We start from the raw sequence: 22785 nt of genomic DNA, 5'->3' as shown, positions 1-22785 counted from the left end.
GTTTTCCATTCAAATCTTAGATACTCAATTTAAAGTATTTCTCAAATGCAGCTTTTCCGCTTTGTGTTACCTTAATAGCTCTAGTTTTAGGCATACGCACAATCCATTGCAGTTCTAGCATCCTGTCTAATAATGCATGTCCCAAAGCGCCTGCTAAATGATGCTGCCGCTCGCTCCAATCTAAACAGCAAAGCGCAAAAGCTCTCCTCTTATTTCTTTGTTTTTCTTCGTCGACTCCAAAATCCTTTAAAAACAAAGAGCCTTCTGAAGTGACCTCAAAGTGTAAATCCGTTTTTCGTAAGAAGCCCTGCTCGACTAATGAATGTGTCACTTGCACGCCGATATAACCAGCCAGATGATCATAACAGGTACGGGCAAAGTGTAAATCACTTTTTTCTTTTGAATCATTGAAAGACTTCACTTTTGAATCAGGCGAAATACTTAGCAATTGTTCTATCACTTTTGCAGCATCGGCGCTAGCCAATTTATAATACCGATGTCTTCCATGCTTCTCTACACTGATGAGCTGTGCTTCAAGTAATTTTTGCAGGTGAAAGCTCGCAGTTTGAGGCTTGATTTTAGCGAAATATGCAAGCTCTCCAGCAGGGTGTATTCTTCCATCCATAAGGCTCAAAAGAATAGAAGAACGCGTGGGGTCAGATAGTAACGAAGCAACCTTTGCAATATTAGGATTCATCATTCTCCTCCTTACATTCATATTTCGATGATAGTTGAAATGTTAAACCTTTACAATATGAATAAATAATGATTAGGAGGCATTAAGCGTTGAACAGTGAAAAACAAGACACCCTTCATTTTAAAGAAATCAAACCAAACATTATGTACTATGGCACGTCAACATTCCTTCTTTCCACTTTGAATGAAGATGGAACCACCAATATTAGTCCGATGTCTTCCTCGTGGGCGCTTGGAAACTATATTGTTCTGGGAGTAGGACTAGGAGGAAAAGCTATTGAAAATATAAAGAGACACAAAGAATGTGTCATTAACTTGCCCAGCCCCGATTTATGGAAAAACGTTGAAAGAATTTCGTCTTTTAGCGGAAAAAAGAATATCCCGCCTTTGAAGAAACAGCTCGGGTTTACTTACAAAAAAGAGAAATACGAAGCGGCAGGGTTAACACCTTTACCATCAATGACAGTAGCACCAACAAGGATTAAAGAATGCCCTATCCAAATAGAAGCAGAAGTGAAACATATTCGGATACCAGATTACGAACCATCATTTGCGATTGTGGAAACACAAGCTTTACATTTTCATGCCGAGGAAAAGATCATATTAAACGACAACCACATTAACCCTTCAAAATGGAGTCCGCTTATTTATAATTTCAGACACTATTTTGGTTTAGGAAAAGAAATAGGAAAAACCTTTCGTTCGGAAACATGACTCATTTTGTCCTGCATTTTGAAGAGTTTTTGGTTGATGTGCTGCGATATACCTCAAATTTTTCAGAACTAAATGTTTTTTAAAGTAAAGCCTATAAATGCTTCACAAGATATCGGCTACTAACAGAGTTTAAAGTTGTTAAGTTTTGAAGAAATAAAAAAAGAAGCTGCCTTAGTTGTCGCTTCTTTTTTTATGGACAATAACGTGTCATTGGTGATATGTCTGTTAAAGTAAGCACCTGTCTCCATTTCATTTCAACATTTTTTATAAGAAACAATTGAAATGGCTAGTTCTCCATGTTTTATCATTACTGATACAGGACTCCGGCTTGCTGAAGTTTTTCTATGATCTGACCTGGCTTTTTATCTTTTCCATTTCTTAATCGGCAGAACTCGCGGTTTGTTTCAAAATCCTTTACATAAATGATCTCAACTTTTTGACTGCTTTCCTTATATTCCCCTTAAAATTGAATAATCACTTTCCCTTTTGGTCGTCCATTTGCGACTAGTTTTAGTGCTTCGTTTACGTTGTCTATGGTAAATCGTGTTGGATGAATTGCTGGAACAATGTTATTTTCTTCAATGATTTTGGTAATCTCTTTAAGTTGTGCGCCGTCAGAACGAACGAAGATAAAATGGTATTCCACGTTTTGTTTCTTGGCTTTGCGGTCAAACTTTGCACCAGCAAGGGAAAATAGCATTTGTTTCCACGATGGGAAATTTCGGTCTTTTCCGAAACGTTTATTTGGTCCTGTACGGAGAGAGAGCAATCTTCCGCCCGGTTTGATAATACTCAATTCACTGTCAAATTCTTTAGGTCCCAGTGTATCCATCACGTAATCCACATTCGACAACAAGTCAACATAGTTTTCTATTGTATAATCTAAATATTGGTCTGCACCCATTTCCAAAGTGCGTTCGCGCGCTTCTGAGCTGCCACTAACAATGACATTTAGGCCCATTGCCTTTGCGATTGGTACAGCCATTTGACCAAAGCTGCCTGATCCACCTGGAATGAAGACAGATTTACCTGACTGTGCCTCAAGTTCTTCATGCAGACCTTGATACGCTGTGAGTCCAGCCAGTGGTGCAGCAGCGGCTTCCACGTAAGACAAATTTTTTGGCATGGGTGCAATCGCGGCAGCGTCAATTGCGGCATATTCCGCAAAAGCACCAATTTTTTCGAGCGGGAGACGTGTATAGATGGCATCTCCTACGTTAAATTCCGTCACTTTTTTTCCGACTTTTTCGATAACTCCTGTCAATTCATTACCAAGCGTTAATGGGAATTCATAATCTTGAATCAGTTTCACGCTGCCTGTCATTATTAACATTTCGAGTGGATTGACCGCAGCAGCTTTGACCTTTACCAAGACTTCGTTTTCATCGATTTCTGGAATTGGAATGTCATTGACTTTGGCATGGATATTTTTTGAATACTTGGTGATCTGAGCTGCTTTCATGAGTGTTTTCATTTTTTCATTAGCATCCTTCCTTGAGATTATTACAGCCGGTGTTCCCGCACTCAATCGGTGGAACAGATGTTAGAGTTCATCAGCCCATAGCGTCCGAATGCAGTATACGTCTGCCAGTGTAGCGCAATTCATGCGTCAAGCATTTTTCAGCTTCATGACATTTTTAAGCAATTTTGTAGGATCAATCCAAAAACTACTTTTTATTCCTTTTTTTTCGTTACAAAAATAGAGTGTCACTTCCCAGTCCCAAACTGTTTGTGGAACCTTGATATTTGCCATAAGTTATACTTATCCTTTCTGAGATTCTAATTCTTTCACGTAGGATAATCCGTATAACCCTTGCTTCCGGCATCAAAGAATGTTGTAGGGTCTGCTTCGTTCAATGGAGCACCTTCTTTAAGCCGTTCTACTAAATCGAATTAGCTAATGACCATGCACCGACTGGTACCATCAGGAGGTTGTGTACCTTCACTAATAAGTAAACCTATAGATGCTCTTTGAGCATAATAAAGGGAACTTAGTTCTCCTGATGTACCATCTTCTTGCGCTCTGCTACGTGTCATTGGTGCCATCGCCAAACGATTATGTTACCATACTAGTATTGGATAGATCGGCTTTCTCAAATTGAATTCATAGTTTTCATCTACAACCCCCACCACTTCATCTTTGTCATAAACCTCTATCATAAAACCTGCCATTTGCTTAGCTGTGTGGTACATAGGGAGATTTGCTTTGTAATCAAACTCTTTCATATCATTTGCATATTTTGCGAATTCTGTTTCCGTCATTGCTGGCGCTAAAACTTTTGCCTTCATTTTCGCACCTTTCAGTTCAAGTTCTTTTGCAAGCCCTTCGGTGAAGGCACTAACATAATATTTAGAAGCAGAATAAGCAACACTGCCAACAGCAATTACATATCCAAGTGCTGAGGATACGTTAATTAATTGAGTTCCCTCTACATCAGCATAATCTCTTACAAATAGTGTAGAAAGGATTGTCAAGGATTCTATGTTAACGCGTAACATGGTTTCTACTTTATCTAAATTCTGATCTATGACAGAAGAGGTTTCACCAAGACCAGCATTATTAATCCAAGTCTCAATTTGATACTCCTTTAAACTGTTATACAGTGTATATGCCTGATCTGTGACAGATAGGTCACTTGTACGAATAATAACATCTAAATCAGGATTTAGATTCTGAATGGTTGATTTAAGTTCTTCTAATTTATCTAATCTTCTAGCTACAATAATTAAATTTTTGCCACGAGCAGCAAATGCTAATGCTGTCTCATATCCTATACCTGAGCTTGCTCCTGTAATAACTGTGTACTTCATATTATTCTCTCCTTAAAAATATTTCAGATTAGGTTGACAAAGTCAAACCGATAATGGTTTCTAATTCTTTTTTATCATTTGTTGTTTTTGCTAATACTTGTATTCCTACGAGTGAATTATGAATAAATTGAGAAAGCCCTTTGATATCATAGTGTTTAGAAATTTCTCCTTGTTCTTGACCATATTTCAGTAGATCAAATAAGAAGGTTTCTGTCTTTATAAAAGTCTCTGTAACTTTTTTAGTAAACGATTTACCATTACGAGATCTTGGCTAGATGGCAGATCATAATCAACTGCCACTCCACTCCTAGTTACCCTCAATTAGGTCAATGCCCTGTTCTTTGCTGTGTGGATCTGACCATACGGGTCACCATTTTGCGTGGCATCAACCGTGGAAAGAATGCCATGAACCGGTTTCGAGCCCCTGGCATTATGAACGTCTTGCCACGTAAGAAGCCTCGGTACCCTTCCTCAGCCACCTGCCCGGCCTCCATGATAGCACCACTCTGGAACAACTTCGATTCACCAATACCCGAACGATCAACGAAGCCGGTTGACGTCAGTCCCGGACATAGTGCCGTCACAGTCACCCCTGTACCGCTCAGTTCGTTCTCCAAAGCCTCGGTGAACGACAGCACGTACGCCTTCGTTGCGTAGTAAACCGACATCATAGGTCCCGGGAAGAAAGCCACCAACGAAGCCACATTCATCACGCCTCCTTGACCCCGTTTGACCATATCCGGCAAGAACAGTTTCGTCATAACAGTCAGAGCCTTGATATTGACGTCAATCATATTCGTCTCTTGTTCTAACTGCGTCTCCAAGAACGTCCCGTACAAACCGAAGCCGGCATTATTGACAAGATAGTCGACGACGATTCCCTTCTCCTTGAGCTCCGCAAAAATCTCTTCCGGCACGCCGGGTGACGCCACATCCTTGGCGATGACCGTCGCTTGACTGCCATATCTTTTCCGATATTCCTTCGCGAGCTCCAAAAGCTTACCCTCGCTACGCGCCACCAGCACCAAATTATATCCTCCCTTGGCGAAACGATCCGCCAACTCTTTGCCAATCCCACCCGATACCCCGGTGATAAGAACAGTTTTTTTCATTTTACAGCACACCTCCATTTATAGTTTAATTAAACCTTTAAAACGTTTTACAGCGTTTCTTACTGCGCGTTGTTACTATGGATGTAGGTTATCCATAATTCGAATTTTTGTATCAAGAGAATTTATACTTGCCGCATATATCTCAACTAAGACCTCCTCATTATTTATTTTAGGCTTAGGGAAGTCTAAAACATTTGGTTTTTTACCGTAGTTTTCAATCGCTAAAGCTTTCATTACAATCTTCCACATTTTTATTTAACGCACATGTATCTGTTCATAACGAACCTAAGAAAAAAGAATATGAATATCCCTTCCCTAGATGGGATATTCATATTAAATAAATCATTTTAAGAAAGGATAATCTGTATAACCTTCTTTTCCTCCTGCATAGAGCGTGTTTTTATCAGGTTCGTTTAGGCGAGCACCTGATTGAATCCGTTCTGCAAAGTCTGGATTTGCTAGTACCCAAGTGCCTACTGTGACAACATCTGCAAGATTATTATCTACATCAGACGAAAGTTGATCTAGAGGACGACCTGGACGGTTAACAAGAAGTGCTTGATCCCAAAGTTGGCGCACATCTTTTAGGAATTGCTCGTTTCCAAAGTGCATTAAATGCAGATATGCAAGGTTAAGCTTATTTATTTCACTTATTAAATAGCGATACATCTCAAGGCTATTTTCCCCCTCATCAATGCCTTGCAGTGTTCCTTGAGGAGAAAAACGGATGCCTGTTCTTTCTGCTCCTATTTCATCAACAACTGCTTTAGCTACTTCAATAGCGAATCGAGAACGCCCCTCAATCGTACCACCGTATGCATCTTGACGATGATTGGAGTTTTCACTAAGGAATTGTTGGATCAGATAACCATTTGCTCCGTGAATTTCAACTCCGTCTGCACCAGCTTCAATTGCTGAACGTGCTGCTAAACGAAACTCATTGATAACATCTTTTATCTCAAGCTCACTCAATTCTCTTGGTGTTGGAATTTCTTTCATTCCTTCTGCCGTGAAAATTTCTACACCAGGTGCAATAGCTGACGGTGCAACTGCTTGGCGGTGGTGAGGTGTGTTATCAGGGTGTGATACACGTCCCACATGCATAAGCTGAATAAAAATATGACCGCCTTCACTATGAACTTTAGAAGTTACTTTTTTCCACCCTCTAATATGATTTTCTGTATAAATACCAGGTGTATTCGTGTAACCTTGCCCATCATCTGAAGGTTGGGTTCCTTCGCTTATAATTAAACCGACTGAAGCACGCTGACCATAGTACTCTGCTACTAAATCGCTCGGCGTACCATCTGGTAAAGCTCTATTTCTAGTCATCGGAGCCATACCTATACGATTTTTTAAGTCAATGTTTCCAATACGAACTTTTTCAAATAATCTGCTCATATGAATCCCCCTTTTTAATAAGAATTAGAATCAAGAAATAAATTTACGTGTTCTGCAAATAGTTCTGGAAATTGAAACAGATGCCCGTGACCAGAATCAGGATATATAATCAGCTGTGCTTTGGGTAATTTCTCTGCTAAGATGTAACTGTTTTTAGTCGGTACCATTACATCATTAACACCATTAGTAACAAGTACAGGGTGTTTGATGTTTTGTAACCATTCATAATCATGATTAGATTTTTGTTTAGCCCATTTTGCAATGGCTTGTAATTGTGCCTCTTTTACTTGTTCTGAACTGTTTACTTTTTTCTGATTAAAAATTCTTTGTAGTGAAGCCATTCCTGCAGATTTACTTGTTTCGGTTTGTGCGTAGAAAAAGAACATAAAATCATTTATTCCATCTTCTTCCGTTCCGCCGTGACGATTCATTCTTTCAAAAATCTCTGGATTTGGATTAATACCAGATTCAGGCGAAGTACCTGCCATAATAATTTTTCTTACTAAATCTCCTTCTTGTAAAGCTAGCTCTTGTGCAACCATGCCACCAATGGAAAAACCAAGAATGTCAACTTGTTCTAATCCAAGAGTTTTTATAAATGTTGCTGTATCTTTTGCCATATCAGCAATTGTAGTAGGCGTTAGTCCATCTGTCTCACCAACCCCTTTATTGTCAAATAAGATTACTGGGCGTTTATTTGCAATAGGTTCAAGCATGTCTGGATCCCAGTTTTCCATCGTTCCTCTAAAGTGAACAAGAAATACTAGTGGTATACCATCTTGTGTACCAAATTTTCTATATGCGTAACGAGTTCCATCTGCTTCAATAAATTCTGATTCTGATGGTATTTTAAAGTTTGTCATTTTTGTGTTCCTCCTTAGAAATTAAAAAACGATTTTATAAGTATGCATTATGATGGTTTGTTTCATGCTAATTTTAGAATGAACGTTCTAAATAGGATAAAAAAAGAAAGCTAGTCCAACACTGAAAGTGCTAGAGTAATGATGCCTTCTAATTCTTTTTTACTGTAATTAGTTTTTATTAGTACTCTTATACCTACCAAATTGTTGTGTAAGAAACGAGATATGTTATCAGAATCGATTTCTTTTGATATCTCTCCACTAGTTTGGCCCCGTTTTATAAGGTTATTAAACATATCTTCAGTACGGTTAAACATTTTTGTAACTATGCGTCCAATTTCTTTGTCTAACAAAGATAATTCAATGGCTGCATTTACTGATAGACAACCTTTTGGGTATTGTTCAATGGAATTCAGTACGAAAATAAAAACATCACGTATCGTCTGTTTAATGGATGAAGTGCTGCTAATTATGCTTTCCATCTCATTGACGATGAGCTCTTCATAGTGATTAAGGGAAGCTAAAAACAATGAACGCTTGTCACCAAATGTGTCATATATACTCCTGCGGTGTATCCCCATATGATCCACCAAATCTTGCATGGATGTTTTTTCATAACCCTGTTCCCAGAAGAGCTCCATTGCTTTCCTTAATACTGCTTTTTCGTCAAACTCTTTACTTCTAGCCATTTTATTTCTCCTTAAAAAAATCAATGAACCTATACTAACAAAAACAAACGTCATAATCCATTATAGAATGAACGTTCTAAAATGAACACATAAATTTCAAACCGTGATTAAATCATACCCTTTTTAGAACGATAAGTAAAGAATTATAAATAACCAATAATCATCAATATATTTGCTCCACATGTTGAATTTGGTCTTTTCCAACGGGAACAAAATCTGACTAAAACAGGAGAGTATCAGCAGCCATTAAAATGAGATAGGTATATAACCCCATGGTCACACCCGCATCCACATCTAATCCTTCTTCTTTGTTCTTGTCTACTTTTGCTTTGTATGCATGAGCCCTATTCATTAAACCTTTCGGTGTTATAGAAGATAAAATCCAACTGGTCAACCGACTTCACTTGACTGACATCCGCAGAGCAATGCCGATTAAATTAAGGCTATCTTTGATTGCTTGGTCAATGTTTTACTTCGAGCGACTAGTGACAATCGCCGTGTTGCTCATTTCAAGAAACTTTTCGCACATGCATAGCCTATACCTGACGTCCCGCCCATCACTAAAATAGTTCGATTTGTCAATTTTATGTTGTTGTTTCTCACTCTTGTATAATCAGAAGAATCTTTCCTTGAGCTTTCCCTTTTGCGATTTTGGCAATAGCTTCGTTCACTTGCCGAAAAGCAAATGTCGAATCAATGGTTGGTTTGATGCCCGCTTCATCAATCCACTGGGTGATGTTTTTTAGTTGTTTGCCATTTGGCTGAACATATAAGAAATCATATGTTTTCCGTTGAAGATGTGCCGCTATATCAAACGGCATGCCGATCATACCGAAAAGAAGCCTCTGCAACGTTGAAAATCCGCCATGCTGAATTGCAAAACGTGTATTTGGACCAGCATTCAATGACAATAATTTTCCGCCAGGTTTTAAAACACGTAATTCATGCCTGAACTCACTTGCACCACGAGTATCAATCACGTAATCGAAATCTTTCAGCACCTCAACATAATCTTGCTTCTGATAGTCGATGAACTGGTCAGCACCAATGGATAGCGCTAAATGACGAGCTGTTTCACTACCACTGACAGCTACAAAAAGCTTCTTTGATTTCGCAAACGGAATGGCAATCTGCCCAAATCCGCCTGTTCCACCAGGAATGAACAGTTTTGCGCCAGGTTTCACGTTCAGTACATCGAATGCTTGAACAACTGTCAGAGCCGATAATGGAATGGCAGCCCCTTCTTCAAAAGTAAGATGTTTTGGCAATTTCGCAACGATATTTGCATCAGCCACAACATATTCTGCAAAGGCACCCATTGTATCTAGTGGCATTAGCGCATATACTCTGTCGCCCTTATTAAAGTCTGTCACCGCTTCACCAACCGTTTCAATCACACCTGAAAGTTCATTTCCGAGTGTCAACGGGAAATCATAGTGGTCAAAAACGCGAACCTTTCCAGTAATCGCCAATATAAGATGTGGGTCAACGCCCGCCACATTTGTTTTGATTAACACTTGATGTTTGTTTATTCTTGGAATAGGAACATCGTTGATGTGGGCTTCTAGCTTTTTCGAGTAGCTGTGTATTTGGACTGCTTTCATCATGTCCCCCTTAAAAATTAATAATCACTTTCCCTTTTGGTCGTCCGTTTGCTACTAGTTCTAGCGCTTCATTTACGTTGTCTATGGAAATAGTGTTGGATAAATCTCTGGAACAATGTTGTTTTCTTCAATGATTTTGGTAATCCTTTTAAGTTTGTGTGCCGTCCGAACGAAGATAAAATGATATTTCAGGTCGTGTTTCTTGGCTTTGTGGTCATACTTTGCGCCAGCAAGGAAAAATAGCTTTTGTTTCCACAATGGGAAATTTCTGTCTTTTCCGAAACGTTTATTTGGTCCTGTACGGAGAGACAAATAATTTTCGTATAGCCTGCTTAACCGTTACATCTGTTTTCACCTCATTCTTCATTCTCACTTCCATTACTTCTACAAAGTGACTTAAAGCTCTCATAATAAAGTATGTTTGTCACCAAAAGTATCATAGATACTTCTGCGGTGAACCCCCATATAGTTCACTAAATCTTGCATGGATGTTTTTTCATAACCCTGTTCCCAGAAAAGCTCCATTTTTCATCAAAATTCTTTATTTCTGGCCATGTAATCCCACCATATAACGTATCATCTATTAACACTGATAAAGTACTGAGAATCATTGATGCACTAGGGCACCAATAACTTTATATCATTCATCTCTCCCTATTCTTAAATAATTAAAGAACGATCATTCTCATTTGAGAAGAAAAACAGTTAGACCTAACATGTTTTAAGTATATCAAATTTAAGAACGATCGGTAAAGAATTTAGAATTCATCCTGTGTTTTATATATTTTTTAAGACCAAGGGCGAAAACTTTAAAATTGGCTAGGTGTGCTATTACCTGAATTGTAACGAATATCACTCCTTCTTATTTCTATTCAAATCAGATAAAGAATAGATATAATATTTATCAACTCAATCTTGATTATAGCCGTCTATATAAGGGAAAACTTTACCTTTAGGATTACTGCATCATATATAATGTGGATGTACATAAACAGTCACTAAACACGCTTTAATAACAGAGAGGTTGTTAGGATGAAGGAATTTTTCTCTATTGGAGAAGTATCTAAGTTATTCAATGTAAACATACCTACTCTTAGGTATTATGATGAAATTGGTCTCTTGAAACCAGAATTTACAGACGAACATAATAACTACAGATATTATTCTACACAACAATTTGAACGATTGAGTACAATCAAGTACCTGAGGACATTAGGTTTGCCAATAAATAAACTGCTTGATTTTTATGATTCTCTTGAGGTAGATACTCTGATTCACTTGCTGAAAGACCAGCAAACTGAAATTGATCGAAAAAAAAGGGAATTGGCACGCATTGAGAGAAAGATCTCTCGTCGCATTAAACAAATGGAAGACGCAGTTAATATGCCGCTAGAAGAAATGTCAAAAATCAAACTTCCTGAACTGCGTGTGGCGTATTTACAACATGAATATATTCTTGGTCAAGATATTGAGTATCCGGTAACAGAATTGAGAACTAAGTTTAAAGTCCACAAAGATATATTTTTAGGGAAAGTAGGATTATCCATTTCAGCAACAAATATAAAATCAAATCAGTTTGACCGATATTCCAGTATATTTATGGTTCTGGAAGATGAAGATGAAATCACTTCACCTGAAATCACTTTCCCCTCAAGAGAATATCTGCAAATTAGATTTAAAGGGTCACATTCAGAAGCGGCAAAATACTACGAAATGTTACTTACATATATGAAAAAGCATCATTATGAATTGGCTGGCGACTCAATCGAAATAACGCTGATTGATTACGGGGTAACTAATAATCCAGACAATTATGTGACTGAAATACTTTTGCCAATCAAATAAACTTAATTAATAGCTGTCACATACACTTGACCCTCAAGTAACTTGAGGGTTTATTTTTTTGAAAGGAACTATTATTGGAGGAGATAGCCTATGTTTGGAACAATTTTTAACACAGTTATGATCATTGCAGGAAGTTTAATTGGTGGTATATTCAAAAAAGGAATGAAAGATGAGTACCAAGAGATACTTATGCAGGCAATGGGATTCGCCGCAGTTGGACTAGGGATCAACGCCTTTACACAGCATTTGCCTTCTAGTAAATACCCAATTCTTTTTATTGTCAGTTTAGCAATTGGAGGATTGATTGGTCAGAGCATAAATCTAGAATTAAGATTTAACAATTTAGTCAACAGGTTCTCTAAAAGCAATTTAGCCGAAGGTTTATCAACTGCAATCTTATTATATTGTATAGGCTCGTTGTCAATATTAGGCCCTGTTAACGCTGCTCTGCACGAAGATTATACTTATCTCCTAACAAACGGTATATTAGATGGGATCACTTCCATTGTTCTCGCTTCCACATTTGGTTTTGGAATAGCAGCATCTGCGGTTGTATTATTTACCTGGCAAGGCTCAATATATTTATTTGCAAAATTAATGGAAAGCGCATTAAATACAGACCTTATTAATGAAATCACAATTGTCGGCGGTGTATTAATCCTTAGTTCAGGGTTAAGTATTCTGGGAATTAAAAAATTTAAAACTTTGAACCTCCTGCCATCGCTGTTGATTCCGCCTATTGTAATTTTAATTATTCATGTATTTGGATTAACATTTTAAATCCTTAATCTACAATTAACCTGCAAAACTGTGCACGGAATGTCGGGTAGAAACATTTCACCCCTGCTATTCTTTTGTTAAAGGAGGTCAAATAAATGGATTTGCTTAAAAGTATGAATAAAGCATTAAAGTATATTGAAGAAAACCTCACTAATGATATTGATTTTAAAGAAGCAGCAAAGCTTGCATTCTGCTCTGAATATCATTTTAAAAGGATGTTTTCCTTCCTTTCTGGTATTTCATTATCCGAATATATTCGTCGCAGACGTCTTACTCTTGCAGCTTTTGAGCTTAAAGACAGCAATGTAAAAGTGATTGACATTGCAATAAAGTACGGGTATAACTCACCAGATTCTTTTGCACGGGCATTCCAAAATTTGCATGGCATAAAACCATCAAAAGCCAGACTTAATGGCCATTCACTTAAAGCTTATCCACGTATGACCTTCCAGTTATCAATCAAAGGAGGAAGTGAAATGAACTATCGCATTGAAGAAAAAGAAGCATTTCGCATCGTTGGCATTAAAAAAAGAGTTCCTCTTATTTTCAAAGGGGTTAATCCGGAAATTGCATCCATGTGGGAAAGTTTAGATGAAGAAGCAATCAATACACTTAAAAAGCTTTCTAATGTAGCGCCTTTGGGACTCATTAGTGCTTCCACGAACTTTTCTGAAGGCCGGACAGAGGAGAAAGGTGAGCTTGATCACTATATTGGCGCAGCCACAACGAAACAGTGTCCAAATAACCTCTCACAGCTTGAAGTTCCTGCCTCAACATGGGCTGTATTCGAAGCAATCGGACCATTTCCGGATACGCTGCAAGAAGTATGGGGACGCATTTATTCTGAATGGTTTCCATCGTCAAATTATGAACAAATAGAAGGTCCAGAAATACTGTGGAACGAGCATAAAGATATAACATCCCCTTCTTTTAAAAGTGAAATTTGGATACCGATCTTAAAAAAAAATAAGTTTTACGATAAATGAAGAAGAATTGAAGGTTCTTTTAGCAAACAATTAAAGTAATCGCACGCATGATGAGTAACTATAAGGATTTTTCAAATTATATATACAGAAAATAAAAACATACCAATATTCTTTATTTGGTATGTTTTTTTATAATGCAGCGTCTGCTTTTCATTCTGCAAATTAAGAGAACATTATCTTTATGTCATTCAGGACTTGTATTTGGCCACTGCATATTTTTATTGAAGGGATTATACCATATAATGCACTTTAAATTTTTAAAGGTGAAAAATTGTACTTTAGTAATCCCTTTTGTTTCCCTTCTTCACATATTCCCAATCACGTTCTACATTTTTCCTGACTCTGTAGAGAGAAGGTGATCCCATGCCAAATAACAATAAACCCAATAGATTAATCGCTGAGTAATCACCGTATTTGCTTCAACACGCCCACCACCCAGTAGACTGGTACCCGTGGGGAGAAGAAGCCTTCGAAAAAGCAAAACGCGAACACAAGCCGGTTCTCGTATCTATTGGGTATAGATAACCTTGGCTATTCTAAAGAACATTTTCATTTATGCGCATTAAGAAATAAATTTATCATAGCTAGCCTTCAATTAAACGTTTTAACTTAAGCTCAGTTTCAGTATTCTCAACTGGAGTATAGACGCTGCATCTTAAATCAGTATCTCCATGCACCTGTAATGAAGTAAGATTAAACAACATTTTACCTACCTTAGCATGACGAAACTCAATTAATACTTCAGGAGCAGAGCTTATCTCATTTTCATTCCAAATTTTACGAAACTCGGGATATGCCTGTTCCATTTCTTGTATAAATTGCTCATACCAGTCATCAGCCACATACTGTCCATAATACGTTCTAAATATTGCGATATATCCTCTAACAAAATGCTCCCAATTCACTGCTAAACTTTTAAATTCCTTTCTTGCGAATAGTAAGCGTATTATATTCCTTTCTGCCGGATTGATTTGTTCAAAATCCAAAAATACATTAGCTGCTGCTTGATTCCACCCAACAATCTGGCTTCTTCTATCTGATATAATCGTTGGGCAATAACGAAGTTCCTGCAACATTTTTACTAAAGCCGGACTGATTTCCTTCTCCTTCTCATTTATAAAGGGTTGTTTCACTCCTTCCTCTAACGCTAGAGCATACAAATATCTCCTTTCATCGTTATTTAATTGTAATGCTCGAGAAATAGCATCTAATACCGAAGTAGATACTTTTATATCTCTGCCTTGTTCTAACCATGTATACCAAGTAAGACTTACACCGGCTAGTTGAGCCACTTCTTCTCTTCTTAGTCCTGGTGTTCTTCTGCGGGTTCCTACAGGTAAACCAACCATTTGGGGAGTAATTTTCGAACGTTGGTTCTTTAGAAATTCTGATAAAGCTTGAAGTCTTGTTTCAGGTTTCATTAAGATCTCCCTTTAAAATAGTATTAATTATACTAGGATAAACAACAACTTGTAATAGGATAACACAATAGCTAAAGTTAATAAAAACGAGGAGGGAATGATCATGAAAAGAGTTGTCATTACTGGAATGGGAGTTATTTCTCCACTAGGAAATGATGTAAACAGCTTTTGGAATCAACTAGTTAAAGGACACTCGGGAATATCTCTAATTGATTCTTTTGATACTGCTGATTATAAAACAAAGATAGCCGGAATCGTTCGTGATTTCGATGCAGATGAAATATTGGGGAGAAAAGAAGCAAAACGATTAGATCGTTTTAGTCAGTTTGCCTTAGCAGCAGCCGAACAAGCATTAGAACATTCACAATTACAGTTAGATAAGGTTGATCTTGAACGTTTAGGGGTATATGTTGGTTCAGGAATCGGTGGCATACAATCGCTTGTTGATAATGTGGATGTATTAAATAAACGAGGTCCCGCGAGAGTAAGCCCTAGCCTTGTACCAATGATGATATCAAATGCAGCTGCGGCCCAGATAAGCATAAGATTAGGAGCACAAGGACCATCATTATCACCAGTCACAGCCTGTTCAATCGGGAATACCTCTATTGGTGAAGCTTTCAATGCTATCCGAAATGATGAAGCAGATATTATATTTGCCGGTGGAGCAGAAGCTGCAATCACACAGATATCTTTGGCTAGTTTTGGAAACGCCCATGCACTATCTACAAGAAACCAAAATCCAAATCGAGCCAGCCGTCCGTTCGATACAGATAGAGATGGCTTTGTTATGAGTGAAGGCGCAGGTATCTTAGTATTAGAATCATTAGAAAACGCTATTCTTCGAGATGCGCCGATATTATGTGAAGTAGTGGGGTACGGAGCTAGTTCAGATGCTCATCATATGGTAGCATCACACCCAGAAGGTAAGGGTGCCTACTTAGCCATGAAAAAAGCATTGAGAAGTGCAAATATATCAACAGGTGAAATTGATGTTATTAGTGCTCATGCAACAAGTACACAAGTAGGTGATCGTTCAGAAGTTCTAGCTATTAAGAAATTATTTGGTGAACATTCATGTAAACTTCCAACAACTGCAAACAAGTCAATGACTGGGCACATGCTTGGTGCTGCTGGCGGAGTAGAAGCAATTGCTTTAGTGGAAAGTTTGAGACGAGGAATTATTCCACCAACTATTAATGTAGAGAATCAAGATCCAGATTGCGACTTAGATGTTGTATCAGAAGCGAGACACCTTCCATTGAAATATGGGCTATCAAATTCTTTTGGTTTCGGAGGACATAATTCAGCAATCGTGTTAAAGCATTACGATTGAAGACCCATCTTTATAGTTCAAAGGTGAAATAATGAATCTATCAAGGGTTTATAGCCCTTGATTTTCATTATGGAATACCTCACAGACAAATGATGACGGGTCTTAACTATCTGGTATATTAAATAGAGGAAAGAGAATACTTTAAAAAACATTTAGAAAGAAGGTGATCCCATGCCAAATAAAAGTAAACCCAATAGATTAATCGCTGAGAAGTCTCCTTATTTACTTCAACATGCCCATAACCCCGTAGACTGGTACCCTTGGGGAGAAGAAGCCTTCGAAAAAGCAAAACGCGAAAACAAGCCGGTTCTGGTCAGTGTCGGCTATTCGACATGTCATTGATGCCACGTTCGTAAAAATAGCCACCTAAAAATATAATAACATTATATTATATACGAAAGGTGGTATTATATGGAACTAAAAGACAAAATAAAACGAGTCGCCATATACCTCAGAAAATCACGTAATAATGAAGGCGAAGAAACCTTAGCAAAACACAGAAAACGCTTGTTAGATATTGCAAAAAAATATAACTGGGAGACCAAATTATTTCAAGAAGTTGGCAGTTCAATGGATGAAAATCGACCTGAATATCAAAAAATGATCTGCGAAATCAAAGAGAATCTTTTTGATGCTGTTTTATCTGTAAATCTTGCACGTGTTACTAGAGACGATGCCGAGACACCTAAATTTATGAGTTTATTAAGACAAGAAGATGTCCTCTTTGTTACCGATAGCGAACGAGTATATGACTTAGAGATTCAAGAAGATTGGCAAGCATTGAAATTCACTGGGTTCGTAAACAATTGGGAGTATGAAAATATAAAGGCGAGCTAAGGAAGGGGAAAAAAGATAGTGCCAAGTTAGGTAGGTGGTCAAACGGAACTCCGCCATTTGGTTATATTTATAATCCATTAGAAAAAAGAGTGGAAATTGATAAACAACAAGCAAAAGGTGTTAAATTGCTTTTCAGATGGTTATAGATGGTATTGGTGTAGATAATATCGCTATAAACTTAAACCAGCTAGGATTTAGAACTAAAAAAGGAAACATATTCAGTGATGTAAGCGTTCAGAGAATGATACGATCTGAAATTTATAAAGGATGGATAGTATCTAATCGTTTAAAAGGAAGAAATGTTCATCAAGGAAAGATGAGACCGAAAGAACAATGGATCATAGTTAAGGATGCAATAAACTCTGCATTATTGATGAAGAAACGTGGAACCAAGCCAATGACAAGTTGGACCTTAGACAGAATCTTGCCCCAGCAAGACAACGAAGACACGGTTTGTCAAATTTAATTAAATGCGCAATATGTGGAAGAACTCACTCAGTGACCATTAGAAAGAATCGAAGACAAAAAAAGGAACTTAAACCTTGCAATAGAAAAGACCCGTTAGGCAACAAATGCTATAACAGAGGTTTAAATTACAATACTATGATGGATCTTATAATAAATAGAATAAAAATTAGGCGGGAAGAAATAATTGCTGAACTCCAAAATTTAAAAGAAGTAGGCAAACCTTTTGATTCCAAAGCTATCAAAATACAAATGATTGAAGAACGAATAAGGATAGTTCAAAAAGCGCTGAAAATGCTTCAGATACAATTAGAGGAAGACTTAATTGATTTAAAAGAATTTAAGGAAAGAAAAAAGATACGTTCACGAAAATTAGATAAACTTCAATTAGAATTAGAGGAAACAGAAAATATAACTCAAGAAGATGAAATAAAGGCAAAAGAATTACTCGTTGAGCGACTAGATCACTTTCTTAACAATTGGAAACAGCTAGATGATACGAAAATAAATGAAGGACTTACATCATTTATAAGTAAGGTAATATGGCATTATCCTAAAAGTAGCAATAAACCGCCATCATTAAATATAGAATGGATAGATTAAAGTTGAATAAACATAATCAAACATTTACAAACAAAAAAAATAGAGGAGCAAACACATTGTGTCTACTCCTCTAACTTTGTCTCTTTTTCCTTAACCTCTTCATAATCTGTCAGTTATCAAAAAGATTATAAACAGACCGTACGGTTTATTATAAACTAAATGAGGAGATTTAAAATTATAAAGCTCTAGAGTCAAGTTATTTTACAATTACAATAATTACCTAACACCAATAATATTCTACTTAATGCCTTTAATAAAAATCCTCGTAGCCTCTTTTAGTAGCTCTTTTTTTTGTTGAATGGAATCATTACGATATAAAGTATCTATACTGTAAAATAATCCAGAAAGAATTTTTGAAGTGATTTGTATGTTATTAATAACCCAACTTCCATCGTTGATGCCTTCTCTTAAAATATCTTCCATAATCTCATAGTATTGGTCGTCTAATTTAGTTAATCTTTCCACTACTTCTTCAGATGAAAAAGCACTAGTGAAAAATTCCTCAGTTGCATTTAATAAAGAGTAATTAATATTAATATCAATCATAAATTCTGCTAAACCGTACAGTTTTTCAATCGCGTTTTTATATTGCCCCTTTTTTTCTGTCCAAAGATTATTCCACTCTTGAGTGTCTTCTTCCATAATGTGAAGAAATAAAAACTCTTTCCCTTTAAAATGATGATAAAGATTCCCTTTACTAATGTTGGCTGCAGTTAGAATGTCTCTAATAGACGTTTCTGAATAACCTTTTTTTGCGAATAAGTCGCGGGCAACGTTTATCAATTCTTTTTTTGTCTTTTCACTTTTTCTTTTTCCTTTTCCAGGTGAGTTACTTGTCATACTCCCTATCCTTTCATTATAGACACGTCTTTACTAAGTCCTTTTTCTGTCATTTTACCATATTTAAATCAAAACACGTTCATTTTACAAAGCCCTTTAAAATTTCTGATAAGATCTAGAATTGAAATATATAATGAGCCTGCTATTAGACAAACAATTCCTGTCACTAACATAACTGCTTGAATATGGATTCCCATAGCAATTAACGGAGTAATAATAGCAAAGGAAACAGGGTTAAATCCATTTGATGCTAAAAACATAATACTCATGACCCTGAAAAAAATAAAGAATAGACCGACTATTAGCTCGTCTAAACAGAATCATGAATACAGAAATAGTAATAGACCGTAAATCGTTAATGGACCTCTATTCTGTTTAAATAAATACCAAGTGTGATTTCTGAATTTATTCCTCATAAAACTATGTGTCTAATATAAAATTTATTGAATACATTTGCTCTATAAGGAGATGATTATTATGATTAAAATAAAACCGTCAAAAGTTATAATCATATCTTTATCAAAAAAACAGTTAAAAGAATTCTTATTTTTTGAAATTATTATTGGCTCAACAGGATATTGGATTTTTAAATACAAAAATAATATTTTCTTCGAATGTACGGGATTAGCAGCGAGTATTCTTTGTCCTTTACTTTTCAAAAAAATGATTTCTAAAAATAAATTTAAATTCAAGAAAAATCATATTATCACAGTAAGATAAAGAAGATACCGAATGTGGTATCTTCTTTTATTTATTAAGTCACTTGTTCACTGTTTCTTTACTATCTAATATAGTGCTTACTGTACCTTCAACCACATTAGTTGGGTTTTTATAGAGGTCAAAGTCAAAGAACATCGATTCGTTCTCTATCTCAGCCATTTTCTTGATTTTTTGAACTCTAGGTTTTCGATCGAATTCAAAATAATAATAAGCATCCTTATAATCATGTTCGGACATTAATTTCGATAAATACATTGCATCTTCAAGTGCAAGGGACACGCCCTGACCTGTAATAGGAGAAATACCATGTAAAGCGTCACCAATTAACACAACTCTATTCTCTGACCAATTTTCTAATGACTTAAATTTAAATCGGCTTCTTGCATGTATTTGACTTGAATTTTCAATCATACTCGGGATAGGATCGCTCCAATCTTTAAATAATTTTAGCAACTCTATCCTCAGTTCTTCGGACGTCTTTTGTTCTAGCTCCTTTGAAGAAATTTTTCGATCTGAAAAAACAAAACACAACCAATGATAGTTCTCTATATCTCCAGAATGACATCTTGCTATCATCATACTATTGTTTCCTTTTGCATAACCTACAAACCCTTCATTATCCTTACCGCATAAATCCTTCGAAGAAACAATTCCTTGAATAATTGAGTAGCCCGCATAAACCATTGAACATTGGTTAAATATATTTTGCCTTGTCTTTGAATGAATACCATCAGCTCCAATTAGTTCAGTTCCTGTCTCTTGCGTTCCATCCTCAAAAAAAGCTGTAACCAAGGTTTCATCCTGATGCAAATTTATTAGTTTTTTTCCGTAATGAATGCAAACTCCCTCATCTTGCGCTTTTTCTAACAATATGCTCATTAAATTTGATCTAGTCATGTATTGCATGGGGTAATAATTATTGTCTTCATCAACTAGATTAATAGTTGACATGACAGTCCCATACATATTGTGCATTTCAACATTTTTAATGCTCCAACTATTTCTTAACACTTCTTGTTTTAAACCGAGTGCTTCTAACACATCCATTCCATTTGGAGAGATTCCAAAAGCAGCACCAGCATCTTTTTTAATTGGATAACTTTCATAAACGGATGAACTAATCCCTTGTTTTTTCAAAAAAATCCCCATTGCTACTCCAGCAATTCCACCACCAATAATTAAAACATGTTTTTCCCTCACATTTATCATCCCCCTTTTTTAAAACAGACCGTTCGGTTTATATTTAAACAGTTATAGTTAACAAACACAATAGGACCTATTCCCTGTTTATGGAAATTATCCGAAGATAAAAACCGTGTCACTAACCTCTATCTATTTTAAAAAATAGTGACTGGATTTCAGACATGAGCAATACTTTTGCGACTTGACGCCACATCACTGGCAATCCTTTTATAAACAGAAAAAAAGGAAAGAGTGATACCAATTTATACGAGCAAGAACATAAAACATAAAGTACAGTCAATCTTGTTGAGTTATGGAACTAATGATGTTTATGAAATTTGCGAACAACTAAATATAATCATAACCAAGAACAATTTAGGTCAAGCCGAAGGTTTACTTCAACATCTTAAAGAAGAAAAACGTTATATAATCCATACAAATGAAAACCTAACGCACCAAACATTCATTGTTGCCCACGAACTTGGACTTTATTTCCTCCACAAAAATTTAAATACTTTTAAAATGGCTAATTGCTCCGTTGTCTTAAAAGATAAGTTAGAACACCAAGCAAATATATTCGCTTCTGAATTGTTACTTCCGGACAAATTATTAAAAGAACATTTATTCGAAATACAAAACTTAACAATCAATCAACTCGCATCTTTCTTTAATCTGCCTACACATGTCATACAGCACAAACACTCACAATTGAAAATTTAGGCAAGGAGCAGGATGGAAACAGGGATTAACCATGTATGTGAAATCTCAATATAGTGGCACTTCCATAAAAATTCCAATTTGTCATTAACATGCTAAATCCTTTTTAAAAGTTTTAATGTATCTAACAAGACCAATTTATTGATACAAATATAGTTAATTGATAAAGTTTGAATTAAATGGATTAATTTAATAATGGAGGTTTGGTGTTTATGAGTAGAACAATAAGGTTAATAGCCCCTGATTGGCAAGGTGGAAATAAGCGAGAATATTATTTTGGCGCAGAATTACTGTCATGGTTAGCTCCTAAAAATGCCAACCAAAAAGAGATAAAATTAAATATTGAGGAACCGAAAAATGAAGAATTAGAAAAGGAAAATGGTGTGGTTGCTCAATCTACCGTTAAACGAAATGTGAGTATGGCAGCGGAAGTTTTGAAAAAAGAATTGCCAGATAAAATTATTACTTTTGGTGGGAATTGCTTAGTATCTCAAGCACCTTTTGATTATCTTCATGGTAAATATGGAAAAGAACTAGGAATCATTTGGATAGATTCTCATCCTGATGTTTCAACCCCAAAAGAATTTCATCATGAACATGCTATGGTTTTGGGGAATTTATTAGGAGCAGGAGATCCAGAGCTATCAAAAGGCGTTGAACATCCTTTTGATTCAGATCAATTTTTATATGTTGGATTGCAAAAACCACTTGATTTAGAAGTGAAATTATTAAAGGAATTAAATCTAAATTATACAGTTCAAGATAAAAACAATTTAAAATCTGAAGATATACAAAAGTGGATTAAAAAGAATGGTTTTACTAAAATAGCTGTTCATTTTGATTTAGACGTATTAGATCCAAATTTCTTTAGATCTTTATATTTCTCAGAGCCTGGTGTGACAGAATTTCCTTCAGAATCTGGAAAGATGACTCTTAAAGATTCATTGAATATATTAAAAGGTGTTTTTAAAGAAAATGATGTTGTCGGATTCACAATTGCAGAGTTTTTACCCTGGGATTCTATAAATTTAAAAAATTTATTAGCTGAATTAGATATTTTCGAACAATAGATAACGATTTTTCCTCTTGTATTGATTTAACAAAAAGACAAACGTCCATTTTCTAGACTCTATCCAAATAAAAAAAGCCCACTCACGAAAAACGAG

The 22785-nt window shown here is 36.2% G+C and carries 25 protein-coding genes and 6 pseudogenes; 13 read left to right on the top strand and 18 right to left on the bottom strand.

The window, feature by feature from the left end; translation table 11 throughout:
• Nucleotides 1-16: 16 nt before the first annotated feature.
• The gene (locus KXD37_RS22670; RefSeq protein WP_095712565.1) at nt 17-697 is read right to left on the bottom strand and encodes an ArsR/SmtB family transcription factor; all 681 of its coding nucleotides are present in this window, start codon (nt 695-697) and stop codon (nt 17-19) included.
• An 89-nt stretch (nt 698-786) separates the two neighbouring features.
• Here KXD37_RS22670 and KXD37_RS22665 point away from each other — a divergent pair, with 89 nt between their 5' ends.
• Nucleotides 787-1410: a flavin reductase family protein gene (locus KXD37_RS22665; RefSeq protein WP_101865095.1), complete on the top strand. Its 624-nt coding sequence runs from the start codon at nt 787-789 to the stop codon at nt 1408-1410.
• 460 nt (nt 1411-1870) lie between these two features.
• Here the strand turns inward: KXD37_RS22665 and KXD37_RS22660 are convergent, their stop codons facing one another.
• The 13 genes and pseudogenes from KXD37_RS22660 to KXD37_RS24050 all read right to left on the bottom strand — a co-directional run.
• Nucleotides 1871-2884: an NADP-dependent oxidoreductase gene (locus KXD37_RS22660; RefSeq protein WP_106019897.1), complete on the bottom strand. Its 1014-nt coding sequence runs from the start codon at nt 2882-2884 to the stop codon at nt 1871-1873.
• Nucleotides 2885-3019: 135 nt separating this feature from the next.
• The gene (locus tag KXD37_RS22655) at nt 3020-3163 is read right to left on the bottom strand and encodes a hypothetical protein (protein WP_263463743.1); all 144 of its coding nucleotides are present in this window, start codon (nt 3161-3163) and stop codon (nt 3020-3022) included.
• Between the two features lie 140 nt (nt 3164-3303).
• The gene (locus KXD37_RS22650) at nt 3304-3456 is read right to left on the bottom strand and encodes a hypothetical protein (protein WP_223203944.1); all 153 of its coding nucleotides are present in this window, start codon (nt 3454-3456) and stop codon (nt 3304-3306) included.
• Nucleotides 3457-3471: 15 nt separating this feature from the next.
• Nucleotides 3472-4221 carry an SDR family NAD(P)-dependent oxidoreductase gene (locus KXD37_RS22645; protein WP_106019898.1) on the bottom strand — a complete coding sequence of 250 codons (750 nt, stop codon included), beginning with the start codon at nt 4219-4221 and terminating at the stop codon, nt 3472-3474.
• Between the two features lie 326 nt (nt 4222-4547).
• Complete coding sequence (locus tag KXD37_RS22640; RefSeq protein WP_188323421.1) at nt 4548-5333, bottom strand: SDR family NAD(P)-dependent oxidoreductase; 786 nt, start codon at nt 5331-5333, stop codon at nt 4548-4550.
• Nucleotides 5334-5408: 75 nt separating this feature from the next.
• Entirely contained in the window at nt 5409-5567 is a 159-nt protein-coding gene (locus KXD37_RS22635; RefSeq protein WP_188323422.1) for a hypothetical protein, read from the bottom strand.
• Nucleotides 5568-5675: 108 nt separating this feature from the next.
• A complete protein-coding gene (locus KXD37_RS22630; RefSeq protein WP_106019899.1) occupies nt 5676-6734 on the bottom strand; it encodes an alkene reductase in 1059 nt (352 codons plus the stop codon).
• Between the two features lie 14 nt (nt 6735-6748).
• Entirely contained in the window at nt 6749-7597 is an 849-nt protein-coding gene (locus tag KXD37_RS22625; RefSeq protein WP_106021829.1) for an alpha/beta fold hydrolase, read from the bottom strand.
• Between the two features lie 110 nt (nt 7598-7707).
• Nucleotides 7708-8283 (bottom strand): TetR/AcrR family transcriptional regulator, encoded by a 576-nt coding sequence (locus KXD37_RS22620; RefSeq protein WP_106019901.1) that lies wholly within the window; start codon nt 8281-8283, stop codon nt 7708-7710.
• A gap of 223 nt (nt 8284-8506) precedes the next feature.
• Nucleotides 8507-8671 (bottom strand): annotated as a pseudogene (locus KXD37_RS22615) (tryptophan--tRNA ligase); the annotation flags it as partial.
• A gap of 211 nt (nt 8672-8882) precedes the next feature.
• On the bottom strand, nt 8883-9887 hold the full coding sequence (locus tag KXD37_RS22610) for an NADP-dependent oxidoreductase (protein ID WP_106019902.1): 1005 nt from the start codon (nt 9885-9887) through the stop codon (nt 8883-8885).
• A 10-nt stretch (nt 9888-9897) separates the two neighbouring features.
• Nucleotides 9898-10199 (bottom strand): annotated as a pseudogene (locus KXD37_RS24195) (zinc-binding dehydrogenase); the annotation flags it as partial.
• Nucleotides 10198-10412 (bottom strand): annotated as a pseudogene (locus KXD37_RS24050) (TetR/AcrR family transcriptional regulator); the annotation flags it as partial. The pseudogenes KXD37_RS24195 and KXD37_RS24050, both read right to left, overlap by 2 nt.
• A 507-nt stretch (nt 10413-10919) precedes the next feature.
• Between KXD37_RS24050 and KXD37_RS22595 the strand changes: the two are divergent.
• The 3 genes from KXD37_RS22595 to KXD37_RS22585 all read left to right on the top strand — a co-directional run bounded on the left by KXD37_RS22595 (nt 10920) and on the right by KXD37_RS22585 (nt 13498).
• Complete coding sequence (locus tag KXD37_RS22595; protein ID WP_106019903.1) at nt 10920-11732, top strand: MerR family transcriptional regulator; 813 nt, start codon at nt 10920-10922, stop codon at nt 11730-11732.
• A 90-nt stretch (nt 11733-11822) separates the two neighbouring features.
• Complete coding sequence (locus KXD37_RS22590) at nt 11823-12512, top strand: DUF554 domain-containing protein (RefSeq protein WP_106019904.1); 690 nt, start codon at nt 11823-11825, stop codon at nt 12510-12512.
• A gap of 95 nt (nt 12513-12607) precedes the next feature.
• Nucleotides 12608-13498 carry an AraC family transcriptional regulator gene (locus KXD37_RS22585; RefSeq protein WP_106019905.1) on the top strand — a complete coding sequence of 297 codons (891 nt, stop codon included), beginning with the start codon at nt 12608-12610 and terminating at the stop codon, nt 13496-13498.
• Nucleotides 13499-13776: 278 nt separating this feature from the next.
• Here the strand turns inward: KXD37_RS22585 and KXD37_RS22580 are convergent.
• A pseudogene (locus tag KXD37_RS22580) lies at nt 13777-13857 on the bottom strand (MarR family transcriptional regulator); the annotation flags it as partial.
• A gap of 55 nt (nt 13858-13912) precedes the next feature.
• On the opposite strand from KXD37_RS22580, the pseudogene KXD37_RS22575 reads away from it, so the two are divergent.
• Nucleotides 13913-14017: pseudogene (locus tag KXD37_RS22575) on the top strand (DUF255 domain-containing protein); the annotation flags it as partial.
• Nucleotides 14018-14082: 65 nt separating this feature from the next.
• Here KXD37_RS22575 and KXD37_RS22570 read toward each other — a convergent pair.
• A complete protein-coding gene (locus KXD37_RS22570; protein WP_106019906.1) occupies nt 14083-14919 on the bottom strand; it encodes a helix-turn-helix transcriptional regulator in 837 nt (278 codons plus the stop codon).
• Between the two features lie 103 nt (nt 14920-15022).
• Here KXD37_RS22570 and fabF point away from each other — a divergent pair, with 103 nt between their 5' ends.
• The 5 genes and pseudogenes from fabF to KXD37_RS22545 all read left to right on the top strand — a co-directional run bounded on the left by fabF (nt 15023) and on the right by KXD37_RS22545 (nt 18160).
• On the top strand, nt 15023-16255 hold the full coding sequence (gene fabF / locus KXD37_RS22565) for a beta-ketoacyl-ACP synthase II (protein WP_127696216.1): 1233 nt from the start codon (nt 15023-15025) through the stop codon (nt 16253-16255).
• A gap of 171 nt (nt 16256-16426) precedes the next feature.
• Nucleotides 16427-16594, top strand: a pseudogene (locus KXD37_RS22560) (DUF255 domain-containing protein); the annotation flags it as partial.
• 72 nt (nt 16595-16666) lie between these two features.
• Nucleotides 16667-17092, top strand: coding sequence for a recombinase family protein (locus KXD37_RS22555; RefSeq protein WP_223203896.1), 426 nt, complete (start codon nt 16667-16669; stop codon nt 17090-17092).
• 136 nt (nt 17093-17228) lie between these two features.
• The gene (locus tag KXD37_RS22550; RefSeq protein WP_223255254.1) at nt 17229-17558 is read left to right on the top strand and encodes a recombinase family protein; all 330 of its coding nucleotides are present in this window, start codon (nt 17229-17231) and stop codon (nt 17556-17558) included.
• A gap of 32 nt (nt 17559-17590) precedes the next feature.
• The gene (locus KXD37_RS22545) at nt 17591-18160 is read left to right on the top strand and encodes a hypothetical protein (RefSeq protein ID WP_223203898.1); all 570 of its coding nucleotides are present in this window, start codon (nt 17591-17593) and stop codon (nt 18158-18160) included.
• 237 nt (nt 18161-18397) lie between these two features.
• Here the strand turns inward: KXD37_RS22545 and KXD37_RS22540 are convergent, their stop codons facing one another.
• Nucleotides 18398-19000, bottom strand: coding sequence for a TetR/AcrR family transcriptional regulator (locus tag KXD37_RS22540; protein WP_106019909.1), 603 nt, complete (start codon nt 18998-19000; stop codon nt 18398-18400).
• 477 nt (nt 19001-19477) lie between these two features.
• Here KXD37_RS22540 and KXD37_RS22535 point away from each other — a divergent pair, with 477 nt between their 5' ends.
• Entirely contained in the window at nt 19478-19720 is a 243-nt protein-coding gene (locus KXD37_RS22535) for a hypothetical protein (protein ID WP_106019910.1), read from the top strand.
• Between the two features lie 39 nt (nt 19721-19759).
• On the opposite strand, the gene KXD37_RS22530 is transcribed toward KXD37_RS22535, so the two are convergent.
• Nucleotides 19760-20920 (bottom strand): FAD-dependent oxidoreductase, encoded by a 1161-nt coding sequence (locus KXD37_RS22530; RefSeq protein WP_164848137.1) that lies wholly within the window; start codon nt 20918-20920, stop codon nt 19760-19762.
• A gap of 234 nt (nt 20921-21154) precedes the next feature.
• Here KXD37_RS22530 and KXD37_RS22525 point away from each other — a divergent pair, with 234 nt between their 5' ends.
• A complete protein-coding gene (locus tag KXD37_RS22525; protein WP_127696210.1) occupies nt 21155-21622 on the top strand; it encodes an ImmA/IrrE family metallo-endopeptidase in 468 nt (155 codons plus the stop codon).
• A gap of 209 nt (nt 21623-21831) precedes the next feature.
• On the top strand, nt 21832-22689 hold the full coding sequence (locus KXD37_RS22520; RefSeq protein ID WP_106019913.1) for an arginase family protein: 858 nt from the start codon (nt 21832-21834) through the stop codon (nt 22687-22689).
• Nucleotides 22690-22785 lie beyond the last annotated feature (96 nt).

It is taken from the genome of Bacillus sp. XT-2 (assembly GCF_025696525.1).
Classification (GTDB): Bacteria; Bacillota; Bacilli; order Bacillales; family Bacillaceae; genus Bacillus; species Bacillus halotolerans.
The sequence above is the reverse complement of the archived record's forward strand: the minus strand, read 5'-3'. Positions and strand labels throughout refer to the sequence as shown.